The organism is Tenacibaculum maritimum NCIMB 2154, from assembly GCF_900119795.1.
GTDB lineage: Bacteria > Bacteroidota > Bacteroidia > Flavobacteriales > Flavobacteriaceae > Polaribacter > Polaribacter maritimus.
Map to the genome: position 1 here is coordinate 1359124 of NZ_LT634361.1, position 18640 is coordinate 1377763.

Consider the following 18640-nt stretch of genomic DNA (forward strand, 5'->3'; position numbering starts at 1 on the left):
ATTTGATGGTTTTTTTATAGATACTACTCAACTGATAAAAAATAACTACAGTAATGATAGAAGGATGGGGTAGTATATAGAGTAGAATTGTAACTTTTTAGAGAAATGAAAAAAATAAATGATGCTACTTAATGAAATATACTAAATTTGCGCCATAAAAAAATACACAATGGTAAATTATAACGGAGAATTATTATCTGAAAATCTAAAAATTTCAATTGAAAATAGAGGATTTAAGTTTGGAGATGCTATTTTTGAAACAGTTAAGGTTCAGCAAAATAAAGTGATCTTCTTGGAAGATCATTACTTCCGTTTAATGGCTTCTATGAGAATGCTAAGGATGAAAATACCAATGTCATTTACCCTTGAGTTCTTGGAGCAGGAAATATTGAGGTTGATAAGAGCTCAAGAGAAAGCTGTTTCTTATAGAGTTCGCTTAACTGTATATAGAAAAGATGGAGGTTTATATGCTCCAAAAACTAATGAGATAGATTATTTAATAGAAGCAAAAGCATATGCGTATCAAACAAAGCCAAGTTATGAGATCGATTTATATAAAGACTTTTATAATTATTCAGGATTGCTATCAACGATAAAAACAACAAATAGAATGCTGAATACTTTAGCGAGTGTTTTTGCAGAAGAAAATGATTTAGATAATTGTGTTCTATTGAACGAAAAAAAAGGAGTAGTAGAGGTCACGAATGGAAATATCTTTATAATCAAAGGAAACACCGTTAAAACTCCTGCATTAACAGAAGGGGCGCTAAAAGGGGTGGTAAGAAAAAAAGTGATTGCAATGCTAGATAAAAAAGAAGAGTTTACATTGGAAGAAGGGATAATTTCTCCTTTTGAGTTGCAAAAAGCAGATGAGATTTTTATAACCAATGCTATCGTAGGAATTCAACCAGTAACAAAGTATCGTAAGAAAAAATTTTCGACGACTATTAGTGAAAAATTACAAAAAAACTTACGTATTTTAGAGATCACTGAAAGCTAATAAGTTGATTTAATTTAGCTGTACATCACTAGGTGCATTAGCCCATATTTTATATTTTCCTCCTTTTAGTAATAATTGATCTTTCCAGATAGTTTCGTTATTGATAGCGAAAATGTTTTTGTAATTATTTTCTGAAACGAACCAAGAGTTTGTTTCTAATTCGTCTTCTAGTTGATGAGAACCCCATCCAGAATATCCTAAGAAAAAACGAATATCATCTTCTTGTATTTTATTGGTGGTTAGTAAAACTTTTAGTGAATCAAAATTTCCTCCCCAATAGATGCCATTAGCAACTTCTACACTTCCGGGGATTAATTCAGGAATTTTATGAATGAAATATAAATTATCTTGCTCTACAGGCCCACCTTGAAAAATATTAAAATGACAATCTATTTCAGGAATTAAGTCATTGACAGTATAAGCCAATGGTTTATTTAAAATAAAGCCAACAGAGCTATTTATTGTATGCTCTGTTAGCATGATAATAGATCTTTTAAAAGAAATATCGTTCAAAATAGAAGGCTCAGCAATGAGTAATCTCCCTTTTTCTGGCTTTAAGATAACCATAACTTTTAGTTTTAATAATACTAATATAAACAAAATTTTTATATTTAATATTTATTATAGAGAAATAGAAAAAAGTTAAAAACTTCGTAGAGCTTCTATAAGCTCATTTCTTTTTCGAACAGAAACAGGAATTGAATCTTTATTTTTTAAAATTAAGTAGCCTCCATCTGACTTTATAAATTCTTTTACATACTGAATATTAATTAGATGGCTTTGATGTACGCGCAAAAATTGAAACTCTTTAAGCATATCAGCAAAATATTTTAAAGTCTTAGCAACCAATATTTTTTGTCCATTAGCCATATAAAATTCAGTATAATTATTATCTGATTTACACCTAATAATATCATTTAAAAGAACTACTACAATCTTATCAGAAGTATGCAATGAAATTTTTTCAGGTCGTATATCAGGTTGTCTTATTGATTGGTGTAAAACGGAAAGCTGTTCTTTGTCAGGCTGAATTTGATTTTTTGCTTTTTGAATAGAAGCTTTTAAGTCATCATTAGAATATGGCTTTAATACGTAATCAATAGCAGCAAATTTAAAAGCTTTAATAGCAAACTCATCGCTAGCGGTTACAAAAATAATTTTAGAAGAAAGATCGGGATGAATTTCTAAGATGTCGAAACCAGTTCCATCGCCTAGCATAATATCAAGAAATAAAATATCGGGTTGCTGCTGTGTTAAGAGTTTTGAAGCTTCAACAACGCTTTTAGCAGTACCAGTAATTTCTATTTCAGAATGATTTTTTGAAATATCGTTTTGAAGCATTTCTATAGCAGAAGGAATGTCGTCAATTATAATAGCGGTATATGTAGTCATTTTTAAAAATCGGTTTTTAAAGGTATCTTAAACCAAACTTTGGTTCCTTTTACAATATTGTTTTCTAAGATTTCATCAATATAAAAAGAATCATTTCCAGCTAGGTTTTCTATTCGTTCTTGAGTAACTTTTACAGCTAGAGAATTATGCTTACGGATACTTTTTGTTTTTTTGGATTGATGAAATCCAATTCCATTATCTTTAATAGTGCAGTTTAGAAAATTTTTTTTGATAGAAAAAATAACAGATATTTCTCCATTTTCAGTAGCCAGTTGGATTCCGTGTTTGATACTGTTTTCAACAAAAGGTTGAATTAACATAGGAGGAATAAGAATTTCTTCGGTATCTAGATCCATATTCGTTTTTATGATATAGTTAAAAGATTTTATACTTATTTGTTGTTCTAATTCTATATAATTTTTTAAAGTAGCAACTTCTTTGGCTAAACTAATTTCATGTACACGAGAATTATTTAAAATGGAGCGTAGTAAGGTAGCAAACTTACTGATAGTAGTATTTAATTCTTCAGATTTACCGGTGCTTCCTAGCGCTTTAATGCCATTCAAAACATTGAAAATAAAATGAGGGTTCATTTGTAATCGGAGTGCTTTCTGCTCAAGTAGTAACAAATGATTCTTTAACTCTAATTGTTCAATTTTTAAGTTATCTTCAGTTTTAATTTTCTTAACATAAAAATAAGCAGAAAAACTTACTAACAAAGCAATAATTACGATTGTTAACCATTGAAACCAAGTTTTTTCATAGATAGGTTTATCAATAAAAAACTGAAATTGTATAGGGGTACTTTCGTGCTCTTGGTCTATTCTAGATTGAGCAGTAAGTATATAGCTTCCAGCTTTTAGATTAGCTAGGTTTATATGGTTGTTTTTAGACCAGGGACTATAAGCATCGTTTAATTTATACCTGTATTCAACTTTTTGAGGATTATTAACATTTATGGTCTTAAAAGTAAAAGATAAGTGGTTTTTATAAGAAGGGAGTTGCAGTATTTTTGAATATCCATTGATATTAATGCTGTCAAGGGGTTGATATACAATGTTAATGTTTTCAAAAGCAATTTTTGACTTTGGGGGGATAATATTGAGATCGTTTTCAAATTTATAAAGGCCTTTATTAGGAGTTGCTATCCAAATATTTTGTTGGTTGTCTTCAAAAATTGAATTGATATTATTGGTAATAGGAGTATTATATTTATTAATTTTTCTTAAAAAGGAGCAATGGTTGTTTAATACTTCAATTCCTTCTTTTTCTGTAGCAACCCAAATCTGTGAACCTACTTTTTTTATAGTATTTATTTGCTTAGGAGAAGTGGTTACAGTTACTTTTTTACCTTCAATAATTAATATCCCCCTATTATAAGTAGTTGCTATAACTTGGCTTTTATTAAAAAAAATAGAGGTAAATATTCCTTTAGCTATTCTTTTGATGGTGTTTTCTTTTGTTAAGTCGGAGGTTTTCCAAAGTCCCTTACTAGTTGCAACCCAAAAAAACTCACCATCGAAGCTGATATCATAAACAATGGATGTATCTACGAGGATATTGGTTCTTATGGGAGCAATGTAGTCTTTTCTTACTAGGGATATGCCAAGAGAGGTGCCTAAAAAAATGCTGTTTTTAACAACTGCTATTGTACGAATAGGTTTACTTTCTAGGTTAAAAAAGGCATCTTGGTTTTTTATAGATAACCCACGATCGGTTCCTGTTAGAATAGTATTGTTTTTTATACCTATACAATTTACCTTATTGGATTGTAACCCATCTTTTTCTGTGAAGGTGATAAATCGATTACCGTCAAAACGAGTAATTCCTTTATTTGTAGAAAACCAAAGGTAACCAATACTATCTTGAGTAATGGCAGTTATATTGTTACTAGGCAATCCATCTTTAGTGGTGTAGTTTTTTAGCGTATAATTATCCAGTACATAATGTTCCGCAATATTATTGTTCTGAGCAATTAAAAATGCAGGAAAGCACAGTATAAAAAAGAAGGGTATTTTTTGAAGCAATTTCATATAAGCAAACTTACAGTAAAAAAGTAATTGTTCAAACTAAACAATTACTTTTATAATCGAATTAGTTAATAGTATATAAACATTTATTATTAGTGTCGGGTTCTAGGTATTTCAAGTCTCCATAAGGTTTTGTTAAAGGTTTCAATACGCATAAGACGGTAGCTTTACCTTTGATTGTTAATTTATTATTTTTTATAGTATAAGACCACCTGAATTTTTTTATAGGAATCTGTAGCCTTTCCAGTTCTGTAATTAAATTTTTATTATTTTTTATCCAAACTATGATTTCTTTACTGTTATGAAAGTTAGGGATAGTATGATTAGAGTTATAGTAATCGAACTCCCATTCAATAGGAACGTTACATGGAAGGGTATAAGCCTCTCCGATATAGCGTTCATATTCATTTGTTAGAGCCTCAAACCATTCTATCTCTTTTTCAGTTGGATATTTTTTAGCGATTTCTTTTGATAAATCAGTTTTTCCGGGAGAGTTTGCTGTAGGATAAAACACATAGTAAGGTTTTGCTAAATAGTAATTTGAAAATTGACCCCCAAATATGCTATAGTAGGGAGAGGTTATAATTTTAGGAGTTTCAGAGTTTGTAAAAGCACTTTTTAAAAGATTTATTAATGATTGGTTACTACCTATGTCAGACGAATGAAATATAATTCTAGAATCCTTAGTGATACCGCTTTTTATACTAGGCAATGTTCCTTTTGAGAGATGCTTATTTAAAGAGATAGTTGTAATTGGTTCTCCATTCATTACTGTTTTTAAACTCATTCCTTTCCAAGGATTGTTAAGGGCTACAATGTGAATTTCTCCATACGGGTTTTGAGTAGTATTCGTATTTATCCAATTAATAATTTCTTCCAAAGAAGAGGTGTTATTTATAATTTGATACTTTTTGCTTTTGAAATAAGTGGAGGCACTAGCGTAAAAGTCACTGGTTCCTTTATCATGATTCGTAATAAAAACGATAGGTTTTCTAATAGGAAAAGAGAGGGTATCGCTTTTAGAAGTTGTTTGCGAAGATGTTGAAAAGTTACTTTTTTGTATACTTTTTTTACAACTAATGAATGTTCCAGTAAGTAAAGAGAAAGCAATGATACTTGTTTTTAAAAATGATTTTTTCATAATTTTATTATTTTGAACTTTTATATTTCTTGTATCCTAAAGTTTTGCATACAGTTTATTTTTTTATTTAGCTTGTTGTTGAAGCAATGCTAGAAAATAATTCAAACTATTTGTATGGCATATGACTATATAAGTTGAGTGAATAACTAATTGATTAAGAAGCTTACTTGTATTTCGCAAAGCAAGCTTCTTGAATCAGATATAGTTTTAAAGGTAGAAGAGTGAAGAAGATAAAGAGTAAGGAAATTAGAATTCGTACCAGATTAATTAGAATCCGTTTGTGGAAAGAAAGAATAAATGATTAAAATTAGTAACAGTCGGTTTTAATTTGATTTGATTCCCAGTAAGTTTTCAAAGGGGTTTCTAAGATATTTAGCGTAATTTCTTCCAAAATTTTTAAGGTGCCGTTCATCATAGAAATGGAACCGCAAATCATGATAATACCATCATTTTTTAAAGTGTTAGCTACTGTATGTTGGTTTTCCAAGATGAGATCCTGAACGTATTTTTTTTCTTTAGAAAGCTCCTTAGAATAGGCAATATAAGTTGTTTTTGTACCTGAATTCTTTAAAAAAGGAGCATATATATCCAAAGAATTGATAGTTCTTACTCCAAAAAATAAATGTTTCTGTATAGAAGGTTGTTCTAACATGCCTAAAAAGGGGGCAATTCCCGTACCATTTGCTATTAAAATAGCTTCTTTTGTTTTTTTAGGGAGATTAAATGCTTTATTCTTTTTGATATGGGCTTGTATGTTGTCTCCTTGTTGGAGGGTGTTTAGAAAATTAGAACAAACGCCAAATTCATGTTTTTTAATACTCAAAATAATATTTCCATTGATAGCACCTATGGAATAAAGCCGCTCAATAGAATCTTGGTGTGGAGTTATAGAAAGCAAATCTCCAGACGTAAAAGTTATTTTTTTAAGAGGGGCTAAATGAAGTAAAAAGACATTGTCTTGATTTAATGCTGTTCTCTTTATAATGGTGAATGTTTGTTGCTTTCTGGGGCTCGCTATTTTTTGTGGGATAGCTAATTTTAATTCATTTTTATGGTTCCATTCTTTTTCCCAGTTTTTAAAATCGCTAAAAGATTGATTATTGATTTTATAGAGATCCATTATTTGTTCAAAATTAGGATGATTTTGCAATAAAGAGTCAACTTGAATAGCAAATTTACAGTAGTTTTTATAGGCTAAGGAACCAAAACCTATTACGGTGTATTTTATTGTTGTAGAAGGGGTTATGTTAGGGAATGTAGTTAAAAACTTTTTTGCATTTGTAGGAGGAGCTCCTTCTCCATAAGTAGCTGTTAATATGAATAAAAACTGGGCGCTTTTGTAGGAGCTATAATTGTTTAAACTATCAATAAAAACAATTTTTTTTGAAATAGATAATGCTTGTGCTAAGGAGTTTGCAAATTTAAAAGTATTTCCTGTTTCGGATCCTACAAGTATGATATATTCAGCTTTGTCTTTATTGTGTTTATTCTTAGGTAAATGTTGATTCCTAGTGAAGGTAATTGAAAATCCTGAGTATATAAAAAATAAGATACAACAGCAGGTAAGCAATAAAATTGAAGACCAAATAAGAGTTCCGCGACCAGTGTGTAAGAATAGACTCCAGTCTAGTAAAATTTTACTAAAAGATAGTTTTTGAGTACTTATTATTTCTCCAGAATACTGATGAATGAAAAGTTCTTTATCTTTTAACTTTAAAAAGAAATAGTCCTCTTCTTCTGCAGAGAAAGGGAATTCTAAACTTTTAAGATTGTTTAAAAAAGTATTTTTAAAGATAGGGAATTTACTAGTAGGTATTTTTTTTAAGATAGAAGAATTATCAGAACTTATTTGGTAAGATGTTTTTGTTTTAGGAAGTAGCGAAAACTTCTCTAGAGATAAATAAACACCAGTAATCGTAATAATAATGATTGGGATTAAGGTATATTTACCTAGTATGACATGGTAATATTGATGTGTTTTTTCTTTAATTATTTTCTTAAAGAAGAGCAAAAGCCCTCCTTGTCTTTTTATAATTAAAATGGTTCCTGTAATGGCTATTAAAAAGAGAAGAAGAGAGATGAAGCCAACAATAAACCTTCCTGTAGATTTTAAAAAGAGAGATCTATGCAAGTTCGTAACCCATTTGTAAATAGGATTTCTTTCGATAAGGTTTCCCATTTTTTTTCCTGTAGTAGGGTTGATGTAGAAAGATTCACTTTTTCCATCTTTATTGATAATAGAGGCTATTACAAAATTATTATCATCTACTTGAATAGTTACAATTTCAGGATATTCTCTTTGTAAAGAGTAAATGGTTTTTGAAAGAGAAATTTCATTAGAATTTTTTATCGTAAAGGTTTTTAACTGATTAGTTATAGGCTCTAATGCTAAAATACCCCCTGTAATAGAAGCTATGAGTATAAAAATAAAAGAAGATATAGCCAAAGTTAAGTGGCTATACCTCCAAATAGAAGTGATCATTTTTGTTAGATTATTGTGGCATTATTCGGATGTAGCGTATAAAGCCTTTTCCTTCAATTTTACTTTTTAAATTTTCAGTAGTGAGTTCGAACTCTATGTCATTTGTATAGTATTCTTGGTCTTCTACAGCGGTTTCAAATCTTATTTTATAACCTTTATTTATTTTGCTATCATCAATTTTAATAACGCTAAAAGCTCGGTTGCCTCCACTAATAGTAGCTCCAGTGATAGCGTCAATATTTTTACGTACTCTTCCTTGAAAATTCCACCAATTCGTTATGTCATGATACCATTCTTCATCATCACCTTGTACATATAGCGTTTCTTCGTAAGCTCCTGCTGGGTTTAGTAAAGAGATAACAATATAGGCACCTTCTCCAGTATAATTTTTCATTTGAATCATGCATTTATAGCTAGTACTCTCTAGAGTAGAAAAAGCAGTTAGTCCAAAAATAACTAGCATAGCAAAAAATGTTCTTTTTATTGTTTTCATATTCTTTTGTTTTAGTAAAATAATTTATTGTAAAAAATTAAGATCTATACCTTTTAAGGCCTCATTTTCTTTAGCTAAGTCATATAGCGTTTCGTTAAATTCGGTTTTAATAGAGGTGTTTGCTCCTTCAGAAATTAAATATTTTATAATAACGTCATTTTTAGCAGTCATTACAGCTTTTTGTAAAGGACTAAGCCCTTCTTGGTTTCTAGCATTGATATCAATAGTATATTTTTTGATAAAATGCAATAAAGGTAATTGTTGTTTTTTTACAGCCAAATGATATAAAGTGTTTCCATTTCCTTGAGGTTTTGTGACCACTAAGCCTTTAGCTTCTAATATTTTTAATTTTTTTAAGAAGGTGGTGTCTTCTTTTGATGAAAAAGTATTAAATAAATAATAACTTAAGTTGTTACCCATATTGTCTGTATGGGTTATACTAGCACCTTTTGACAGTAAAAATTGAATCACATCCATCTTGTTGTTTAGGGCTTTCATTAGAGCAGATTGTCCTTTTTTATTAACATGATTGATATTGGTGTTTTGATTGGTTAATAATTGTATGATTTCAATAGAATTTCTAGAAGCAGCATTTAATAAAGGAGTATTTCCCTCATTATTAACTTGGTTAATATCAAGTCCTTTATTAATAAAATAGTGAAAAGTATTTATATCGTTATTACGATAAGCTAAATTATGAAGTGGATTTATTCCTTCCTTATTGGTAATATTAGGCGAAATACCTAGTTTTTCTAGGTATTTGAAAAAATCTAACGAGTTATAACCTTTTCTAGAGGGTTTAGTAGCAAAAAGCATCGCATTTCCACCTATTTTATTTATTTTTTTATGAGGGAGTCCTTTTTTTATAAGTAAGGAGAGCATGGATTTATTACCTTTTTGAGCAGTATAGTTAAAAGCCCCGTTACCATTTTTATCAGTACTATATAAGCTAAGTCCTTTATCAATGAAATAACCTACCATTGAAAAATCTTTTAGATTAGGAATTATTAGTAAGAGTGGATTTGCTCCTTTAGGGGTAACCTCTGTTAAAACATTGGCACCATGTTTAATGAAGAGGTCATACAATTTTGGGTTGTCAACTCCAGTAACTGCAGCAAAATTTAAAATAGAGTATCCTTTATCATCTATAATAGTTGTTTTTGCTCCATTTGCTAATAAATATTTTACAATAGGTAGGTTATTTTTATAGGTGGCCCAAAAAATATAGGTTCTTCCATCATGAGTTAGCTTATTGATATCGTTTCCTTTTTTAGAAAGTAGGTATTTGATGACTTCTTTGCTATTGTTTTCTAAAAGAGCATAAACAACAGCATCAAAACCAAATTTATTCAGAGCACTTGGACTATGACCTTCCTGTATTTTCTGTTTGATAGTTTTAATACTAGGATTTGTTTTCCAAAAATTCCTATTTAAAAAAGGATTTTTTACTTGGGAAATAATAGTTGAAGTAATTATGAATAGATTTAAAAATAAGATAACTTTAAATGGATTTCTCATGATTTATTGTGCTACAAAAGATTCTATAACTTCATTAATTTCTTTTTCCTCATTGTAGTCATCACTAAATAAGTATTTGAATAGATTTTTATTACGAACTTTGGCTTTTAATGAAAGGTTTTTGTTTTGACCATATACTTTATCCCATTTATTTCTTACTAATTGCCATTTAGCATTATTTTTTTTCCACCATTGTTGAGCTGCTTTACATCTAGCATCGGGAACTTTAACATAGGTATTGTATCCTTTTTCTCTTGCCAATAAAATATCTTTTTCACCAGATTTTCTGATTATTTTTTTATTGTCTTGATCATGCAACCATCCGTAATCAGTAATTTCATGACGATTGCCTCTTCCTGTTACGTTATAATCATTTCTTTTAGTGTATTCTCTTCTAGGTAAAGGAGCGTCAGTATCATTTTCCCAATAACTCTTTCCATCTACGTGAACCCAAGTACCAGATCCTTCATAACGAGGGCTATCATCTACTTGATATACTTTTTGTGTCCATTGTTTTCTTATTTCGGATTTTGGTTTTGTAAGAAATAACCAGTTATTATCACCATTAAACATGTAGAAATCACGATTTTGATATAGCCAGTCTTGCCTCCAATGTTTTACAATATGTGGTTTTGCTGGGTTTCCTACTTGTAATAGATGCTGAATAGAAATCTTGTTTTTATCATCTTCTATCAATTCAGCCCATTCTAAAGCTTTTGATATTTTTGTTTTAGAAGGTTGGTATAATGAATCTTTGCTGTAGTTGAATGTTTCAGTAAAATTAAAAGTAACTTCAAAACAACCACACATTTTTTTTATGGCATTTCTGTCTTTAGTTTTTTTAGATTGAGCATTAATTGTTAGCGCTGTAATAAAGAGCAAACTGCTTAAAATTATTTTATTCATTGTTTTTTATTGATTAATTATTTTTTCTGCAAAAATACATATTTTATTTAGATTCAATAAAAATAGATTGCATATATTTGCAATAAAATTATCAAGAATGTTTCTAAATAAACAGTTGTTTTATGTTTTTGGATTGATTACCACTGTTGCTTTTGCTCAAGGTGTAGAAGAAGAGGTGGTGCAAGATAATCAGTTAGAAGAGGTGGTGGTAACAGCAACTAGAACTAAAAGAAGGCTGGGAGCGGTTCCTATGCCGGTAACTTTAGTGTCTAAAAAACAATTACAACAATCAGGAACAGTGCGTTTAAGAGATATATTATTAGAGCAAACAGGTATTGTTATGGTGTCTGATTTTGGCAATTCAGAAGGTGTACAGATACAAGGAGTAGCTGCAGATTATACATTAATATTGATTGACGGGGTTCCTATAGTTGGTAGAGCAGCAGGAAATATAGACTTGAGAAGGTTGACAGTAAATAATATTAAGCAAATAGAGATTGTAAAAGGACCTTCTTCTTCTTTGTATGGATCAGAGGCTATTGGAGGAGTTATAAATATAATTACAGAACAACCTAAAGCAAATCAGTTTAAAGGAAACCTACAGCTGTTTACTAGAGGTGGCGCTAAGAATGAGTTAGATATTAATACCAATGTAATAACAAAATCTGAAAAATTTGGTGTTGTGGCAGGGGTTAATTTGAATTCAAGTAATGGGTTTGATTTATCTCCAGAAACTAAGCAGGCTAAAACAATGCATCCTCATCAAAATTTTACAGGGAATTTGCAATTAAGCTATGATTTTTCTGATAAGATGAAAACGATAGTGTCAAGCAGGTTATATGAGCAAGAGCAACATGTTTTTTCAGTAAAGAATAGTGAAACAGATTGGAATATTGATACGAGAATATCTTATGCTTTTTCAGCTGAATGGAGTATGGATTATACGCTTTATGCAACCCGTTTTAAAACGGAAGGTTTTTTTGATGGTAAAAAATCAATATTTGATAGAGGGTTACTAAGGCCGGAAATTAGAACAAGATTTACGGTAGGTAAGGGAGATTTGATAGCAGGTATCGGAGCTAATTTTGATGAATTGGAACGTAGTGAGTTTGAAGGGAAAAAGAAATACGAGGCACAGTATATTTTTGGTCAGTATGATGTTGATTTAGTTAAAAAAATGAATATTGTTTTAGGGGCAAGATTTGATAGTCATAATAAATATAAATCGGCATTTTCTCCAAAACTATCCATTAATTATGAATTGAATGATAACTTTAGTATTAAAAGTTCCGTAGGATATGGTTTTAAAGCGCCTGATTTTAGGCAATTGTATTTTAATTTTAGAAATAGTTCTGTGGGATATATTGTTTTAGGAACACAAACATTGCATGATGTATATGTTGGTGTTTCAGGAGTTGAAAATATAGAAAAGGAGCTGAAGCCAGAAAACTCTGTAGGATACAATCTTGGTTTTCAGTTAAAACCTGTGTCCAAATTAAAAATTGGAATTAACTTATTTCGAAACGATATAAAAGATTTAATAGAAACGTTTGATACTGGATTAAAACCAGCAGATCTTGGGCTTTCAGATGGAACGAGAACTTTCTCATATAAAAATATAGCTAGTGTTTATACACAAGGAGTAGAGTTAGATTTGAATTATAAGATTAGTAATAACTTAAGGATATTAGCAGGGTATCAATTTTTAGATACGGGAGATAAGCAGGAAGAAAAATTAATAGAAGAAGACGGCTTGTTTGTAAAAGATGCCAATGGAGTTTCTTTTAAAGTAGAAAAAGAGGCTTATTTCGGTTTAGTAAATAGGTCTAGGCATACAGCTAATGTTAAGCTTTTTTATGAAAATTTTGATCAAGATTTAAGAGCAAATTTAAGAGCCATATATCGTAGTAAATATGCTGTTATTGATACTAATGATAGCCAAGGTATTATAGATGATTATGATAATTTTGTTTCAGAGAATATTCAAGTTAATATGGCTGTTGAGAAAACGTTTTTTAACTTAATGAGTGTGCAAATTGGAGTAGATAACCTTTTAGATGAAAGGGGAGAAGAGAATAAAGTAAATTTCAAAAATAATGACAATGTGCTACGTCTAGGAAGATCCTATTATGGGCGTGTTACATTTAAAATTTAATAATAATTTATAATAATCTAAATAAAAAAGATGAAGGTTTTAAAATCAATTTTATACATAGCTATTTGGGCTTTTGTAGCTATTTCTTGTAGTGATAATGATGAAATTCTACCCCCTAAAAATGAGACATTAGCTTTTGAAGGAACTTTTGTGAGAGACTTCAATGCTCAGGGAGTGAAACAAACAGTTACTTATAAGATAGAACAGGAAAAAATAACATATCGTTTAAGTGGAGGTTTGGCACAGGCTGATTATGAAATGAAAAAAGAATACTATTCGAATGAAGAGCATCGTTGGATTGGTGTAAACGAAAAAAATGGTACTTTTTATGTGCTTTTCTTTAAAAATGTAAAAGATAAAGAGCTTTCAATATATAAGAAAGAGATAAAATCTGTAGAAGAAGGGAAAGAAATGGCAATTCCAGCGGTAGATGATACGGATAATTATGGTTGGAATACGTATAAAAAAAATAGCCCTATTTCTGGTAAAATAGAGAATTTACATGCTCCTGCGGAAGGTAGAGGTACTTATACAGGGAAATTTACAAAATTCAGTTTTAAAGAAGGAAAGCAAGTTGATGGTGATAATTGGGATATTGCCTTTAGAGCCACGGAAATTATTGTAAATGGTGGAAAAAAAGGGAAATTGTTAGAAGATATTGATAGAACTAAAGAAGCAAATATGGCTTTGCTTTCAAAAACAACTTTTGAATCTTTAGTAGAGGTTCCATCCGATGCTGTTTTTAAGCAAGACGCAATAGATGAGTTAGCAATACCAACAGGTAGTAATAATGGTTGGTACACTTATACCTTGGCTACGCACAGTATTAGCCCAATTGCAGGGAAGGTAATTTTGGTAAAAACAATTGATGGAAATTATGCGAAGCTAGAAATTTTAAGTTATTATAAAGATAAAACATTTTCTCAAGAAAGCTCAAGATATTACACGTTCAATTATGTGTACAATCCCATTAAAGGGGATAAAAATTTTCAATAAGTAATTTTTATTGAATTTGTTAGTTTTTGTTACGTGAAGCTATTTAATTATCATAATTAAATAGCTTCTTTATGTAGAATTATATTCTGTAAAAATTACAGGCTGTATTTTTTTTGTATGGTTGATAATAATACTTCTGCATACTCTAAGTCTAGCATAAAAAGAGCTTGATATGCTCTATTTAAAATGGTTTGAAGCCTAGCGTCATTTTTGTGTTTTTTTCTTAGTAAATATAACTTATAAGGAAGTTGTAAATCTTCAATAGTATATTGAACACCTGTGTAAGATTGAATTCTTTCTAAAAGAGAAAACCCAAACTCTTCTGTAGGTTCTACCATGGTTCCCTCTCCAAAATCATTCCAAGTAATTATTTGAATAAATTCAACGGGATAAGCATGCGTTAATGCTAATGTTTCGTCGAGAACTTGAGAACCATTACTAAATATATCCCAATCATTATTACTAGCAGTTCCCCATCCTCCTTCATCATAAAAATCATTGAATCTAGGATATATACCGCCTACTGTTTTGATGTTATTTAGCATAGAATATTCGTAATAGTAAAATAATGTATTCATATGACCTGTATCTACCCAGCTAAATTCTCCTCCTGCGTATTTTCCTAATCTACTACTAGCTTTCCATAAAGACATGAAGAAAGGAGGGGAGTCTAAATGAGATACTATAAGTTCCCAGTCTAATGGATCGATAATAAAATCGGGACCAAAAATAAATAATAATTCAGACCCATTGATTTTTATATAATTATCACTTGTAAAATAGGTGTTTTGAATATATTCTAAATCAGAAATAGCAGCAGAAATACTGAAGAACTCTACTTCTTGAGTCATTGTATGTTTAGCCGCTTTATCTTCATACATAATGGCAAATTCTAGACCAACCTCTTCGATTTCGTCAATAAAAGATTCAGTACTGTTTTTTAAATCTTGGTAATCGTGTACATCTCTACTTCCATACCAGTCGAATATGACTCCATCAATACCAGAAAGTTTCATTAGCAGTAAATGATATTCCTGTAAATCATCATCATTAGAAGAATACGGGCCTATTAGAGGGTAATAATGAGAAGCTATTTCTCTTTTACCATTTGAGTCCATGATGTCAGGATTTTTATTTGTCATAGTCCAATGCTGTCCCCAAAATCCATCGTGTTCCATGCTGTAAAACCAAGGCATATAGTGTATATATACTTTTTTAGGATTATGTTTAGGAATATTAGGAGGAGATGGTTTTCCTCTTTGGCTTATCATTTCTAAGTAAGCCTTTTCTAGAATTTCATCTGGAGATTGGCCTTCCGTGGGAGATATAGTGCTTTGAGTACAGCTGATTGTGAGTGCGATTAAAAATAAGGTTAAGGGTTTCAATAGGTTTCGTTTCATCATTTGATAGTTTTAGAGGGTTACCGATTAAAAATATCTTTTATTCTTTTAAAAAGAGAAAAATTAGTTTTTAGTGGTAAATACCTGTCGGTGAGTAGTTTGAAAGTTTAGATCAATTGCTTTTATTAAGGAAGTAAGTATTTGTTAATGAGTAATGTGTGTTCGGTAGGGAGATTTTTAATGAGAAGAAGTTAGTTGCTTGGGGGGTTTATGGTATAAAATAATACATTTGCATTATGAGAAAAATGATTATAGCAAGTACATCAACAGTTTATGGAGGTGAATACTTAGAATATTTATTACCTTCTTTAGAAGAATTGTTTAAAGAAGTGAAAAGAGTTTTGTTTATCCCTTATGCACGACCAGGAGGAATATCTTATGAAGCATATACAGAGGTTGCTAGAAAGGGATTGAAAAAGATTGGAGTTGAGGTAAAGGGAATTCATGAGTTTGAAGCACCTAAAAAAGCGATACAAGAAGCAGAAGCAATTTTTACGGGAGGAGGGAATACTTTTGAGTTGGTAAATCAATTATATGTAAATAATATTTTAGTAGATTTAAAAAATGTTGTAAAAAGTGGAATTCCTTACTTAGGAACAAGTGCGGGAAGTAACATATGCGGAGTGACTATGATGAATACGAATGACATGCCTATTGTTTATCCGCCGAGCTTTGATACGTTAGGACTTATTCCATTTAATATCAATGCACATTATCTAGATCCGGTAGAAAATTATACTCATATGGGAGAAACAAGAGAAACTAGAATAAAAGAATACCATATTTTTAATAATACTTCAGTTTTAGGATTAAGAGAAGGAAGTTGGTTAGAGGTTATGGGGAGTGAGATAAGGTTGAGAGGAGCTTTTACAGCTAGACTTTTTAAAGTGGATAGTGTTCCAATGGAATTAACCTCAGATTCAGTGCTTAATTTTTATAAGCTTTAATATTGATAAAAAGTAATAAGGGCTAAAAAAAGGAGGAATAACCCCTCTGAGAATTCAATATTTGAAAAAAATAAATATATGATACAGAATACAGCGAAGAGAGTAAAGTTGGTTTTCTTATGAAGGAACTTTACTCTCTTCGCTGTATTTTTTAGGTATCTTTTTGATAGTTAGCTCTTTATTTATTTAAAACTGAATTCGATTGTTAACTAAACTCATAATTCTTTCAAATTGCTCTTCTAATCCCATATCAGAGTTGTCAAACTCGATAGCATCGCTAGCCTTGAGGAGCGGAGAGTCTTTTCTAGTAGAATCTATTCTATCTCGCTCTTGCACATTGTGTAGAATTTCATCGTAATTAACTTTATCACCTCTGTCAATCAACTCTTTATAGCGCCTTTTTGCACGTTTATCAGCAGAAGCAGTCATGTAAAGTTTTAATTCGGCATTAGGAAAAACAACGGTACCAATATCTCTACCATCCATAACGATTCCTTTATTTTTACCCATTTCTTGTTGGGCATCTACGAGTTTTTTACGAACTTCGGAGATTGTAGAAACAAGGCTGACTAATTTAGAAACTTCAATGGTTCTGATTTGTTTTTCAACATTTTTTCCATTCAGATACATTTCGGCATACCCTAGGTTTTCGTTAAAAAGGAAAGATAATTTGATATGATTTAAATTGTTTATTAAGCCGTTAGAATCAAAAGTGTCATCAGAAATAAAGTTTTGATTCATAGCATAAAGGGTAACAGCTCTATACATAGCACCTGTATCAACGTATATGTATCCTAGCTTTTTTGCTAGTTGTTTAGCGATGGTGCTTTTTCCTGTAGATGAAAACCCATCTATTGCGATTGTTATTTTTTTAGACATAAAAGATATTAAGTATTGCAAAGATACTGTAAGTAAATTAATATCGAATAGCTTTTTTTCCTCTTTGTCCTTTATCTAAATTTATTTGTAAGCTAAAGGTACTGACGTTGGAAGCTGAGTGAAATTTTGAATAGGCATAATTGAATTTTAGCGAATTCATCTTTAGTCCAAAACCGAAAGATATTCCTCCAAAGGTTCTAATATTTTGCAATTCTAATTCCTTTCCTCTTCTAAAATTATAGCCGATTCTAAGGTTAACGGGACTTTCAGGAAATAACTCGGCACCAATAATAATATGTCTAAAAAGATTATTTAAAAAAGAGATTTTTTCAGTAGTTGTGTTTCCTTCTAAATCAGAGGTTTGGTTTGATGGATTAGGAACTCCAACCTTCCATTTTTGCAGATTATCAATAGTTGCGTACCACTTTAAAGGAACATTTTTAAGCCTATAAGAATATCCCATAGTTATTTCAAAAGGAAGTTTTTCGTTGTAACCATTAAAAGAAGTAATTTGAGTCCCGATATTTCTTGCCACAATTGTAGCTGTATAAGGTTTGTTTTTATCATAAAAAAAGATACCAAAATCAAAGGCAATACCAGAAGAGTTATAAGTAGCAATTAGAGAGTTTACAAATTTTAGATTAGCTCCAAGGTAAAAATTGCTTTTATTAATTCTTTTAGCATAACCAATTGAAATAGCAATATCACTAGCATTAAAGTTGCCTGTTTCTTCTCCATTTTCATTAGCACTAATTAAGGTACCGTAGTTGATGTATTTGATATTACCCTGTAAAGTTCCAAGACGCCTGTTTATCTTTTGTGCGTATGAAGCAGAACCTATGTTAATTCCTCCTAAGTAACTGACATAGTTCACAGAGAGTTGTTTGCTTAAGTTTTGGTTGATAGTAGCAGGATTCCAAGTAGGTTGGTTTACATCATCAGTGAGTGTTAAAACTTTTCCTCCAAGAGCTGTTTGTCTAGCAGAAGTAGGAGTATTCAAAAACTGATATATATACTCTCCGCCAGTTTGGGCTACTAGTAGGTGTGGAAAAAGTAGTATTAAGCATTGTGTTACTAATTTTTTGGATGCAGGTAAATCTTTTAAAATCTTTAAGTATAGCATAAATGGGTGAAAAGAGAGGTAACTATAAATTTATATTATTAAAAATGTAATTTAGGATATAATTCACAATTGATGTTACAAAAAACGTGTTTTTTTTTATTATTGTATAACGAAACTGAAAAAAAAGAATTTTTAAGAATTTAAAAATAAAGTTAATTTTTGTACCTTCACAAGATAT

The 18640-nt window shown here is 30.4% G+C and carries 15 protein-coding genes; 4 read left to right on the forward strand and 11 right to left on the reverse strand.

Features of this window, described 5'->3' with window-relative positions; translation table 11 throughout:
* The first annotated feature begins 169 nt into the window (after positions 1-169).
* On the forward strand, positions 170-1000 hold the full coding sequence (locus tag MARIT_RS06260; RefSeq protein WP_024741191.1) for an aminotransferase class IV: 831 nt from the start codon (positions 170-172) through the stop codon (positions 998-1000).
* A gap of 9 nt (positions 1001-1009) precedes the next feature.
* On the opposite strand, the gene MARIT_RS06265 is transcribed toward MARIT_RS06260, so the two are convergent.
* The 8 genes from MARIT_RS06265 to MARIT_RS06300 form a co-directional block, all read right to left on the reverse strand.
* Positions 1010-1567, reverse strand: coding sequence for a YqgE/AlgH family protein (locus MARIT_RS06265; protein WP_024741190.1), 558 nt, complete (start codon positions 1565-1567; stop codon positions 1010-1012).
* Positions 1568-1642: 75 nt separating this feature from the next.
* Positions 1643-2392: a LytR/AlgR family response regulator transcription factor gene (locus MARIT_RS06270; RefSeq protein ID WP_024741189.1), complete on the reverse strand. Its 750-nt coding sequence runs from the start codon at positions 2390-2392 to the stop codon at positions 1643-1645.
* A 2-nt stretch (positions 2393-2394) separates the two neighbouring features.
* Positions 2395-4425: a sensor histidine kinase gene (locus MARIT_RS06275; RefSeq protein WP_024741188.1), complete on the reverse strand. Its 2031-nt coding sequence runs from the start codon at positions 4423-4425 to the stop codon at positions 2395-2397.
* Between the two features lie 61 nt (positions 4426-4486).
* Positions 4487-5563: a hypothetical protein gene (locus MARIT_RS06280; RefSeq protein ID WP_100211068.1), complete on the reverse strand. Its 1077-nt coding sequence runs from the start codon at positions 5561-5563 to the stop codon at positions 4487-4489.
* A gap of 307 nt (positions 5564-5870) precedes the next feature.
* Entirely contained in the window at positions 5871-8045 is a 2175-nt protein-coding gene (locus tag MARIT_RS06285; RefSeq protein WP_100211069.1) for a PepSY domain-containing protein, read from the reverse strand.
* 10 nt (positions 8046-8055) lie between these two features.
* The gene (locus MARIT_RS06290; protein ID WP_024741185.1) at positions 8056-8538 is read right to left on the reverse strand and encodes a DUF2271 domain-containing protein; all 483 of its coding nucleotides are present in this window, start codon (positions 8536-8538) and stop codon (positions 8056-8058) included.
* A gap of 24 nt (positions 8539-8562) precedes the next feature.
* A complete protein-coding gene (locus MARIT_RS06295) occupies positions 8563-10056 on the reverse strand; it encodes an ankyrin repeat domain-containing protein (RefSeq protein ID WP_100211070.1) in 1494 nt (497 codons plus the stop codon).
* Positions 10057-10059: 3 nt separating this feature from the next.
* The gene (locus MARIT_RS06300) at positions 10060-10962 is read right to left on the reverse strand and encodes a DUF6607 family protein (protein ID WP_024741183.1); all 903 of its coding nucleotides are present in this window, start codon (positions 10960-10962) and stop codon (positions 10060-10062) included.
* A gap of 97 nt (positions 10963-11059) precedes the next feature.
* On the opposite strand from MARIT_RS06300, the gene MARIT_RS06305 reads away from it, so the two are divergent.
* Positions 11060-13117: a TonB-dependent receptor plug domain-containing protein gene (locus MARIT_RS06305; RefSeq protein ID WP_100211071.1), complete on the forward strand. Its 2058-nt coding sequence runs from the start codon at positions 11060-11062 to the stop codon at positions 13115-13117.
* Positions 13118-13147: 30 nt separating this feature from the next.
* Positions 13148-14113 carry an HmuY family protein gene (locus MARIT_RS06310; protein WP_100211072.1) on the forward strand — a complete coding sequence of 322 codons (966 nt, stop codon included), beginning with the start codon at positions 13148-13150 and terminating at the stop codon, positions 14111-14113.
* 95 nt (positions 14114-14208) lie between these two features.
* Here the strand turns inward: MARIT_RS06310 and MARIT_RS06315 are convergent, their stop codons facing one another.
* Positions 14209-15384, reverse strand: a complete 1176-nt coding sequence (locus MARIT_RS06315) for a glycoside hydrolase family 71/99-like protein (protein ID WP_162288608.1) — start codon at positions 15382-15384, stop codon at positions 14209-14211.
* A gap of 365 nt (positions 15385-15749) precedes the next feature.
* On the opposite strand from MARIT_RS06315, the gene pepE reads away from it, so the two are divergent.
* The gene (gene pepE / locus MARIT_RS06320; protein ID WP_100211073.1) at positions 15750-16460 is read left to right on the forward strand and encodes a dipeptidase PepE; all 711 of its coding nucleotides are present in this window, start codon (positions 15750-15752) and stop codon (positions 16458-16460) included.
* Positions 16461-16646: 186 nt separating this feature from the next.
* Here the strand turns inward: pepE and cmk are convergent, their stop codons facing one another.
* Together cmk and porQ are read right to left on the reverse strand one after the other, a co-directional pair.
* Complete coding sequence (gene cmk, locus MARIT_RS06325; protein WP_024741178.1) at positions 16647-17339, reverse strand: (d)CMP kinase; 693 nt, start codon at positions 17337-17339, stop codon at positions 16647-16649.
* 37 nt (positions 17340-17376) lie between these two features.
* Entirely contained in the window at positions 17377-18462 is a 1086-nt protein-coding gene (gene porQ, locus MARIT_RS06330) for a type IX secretion system protein PorQ (RefSeq protein ID WP_157926212.1), read from the reverse strand.
* Positions 18463-18640: the final 178 nt, after the last annotated feature.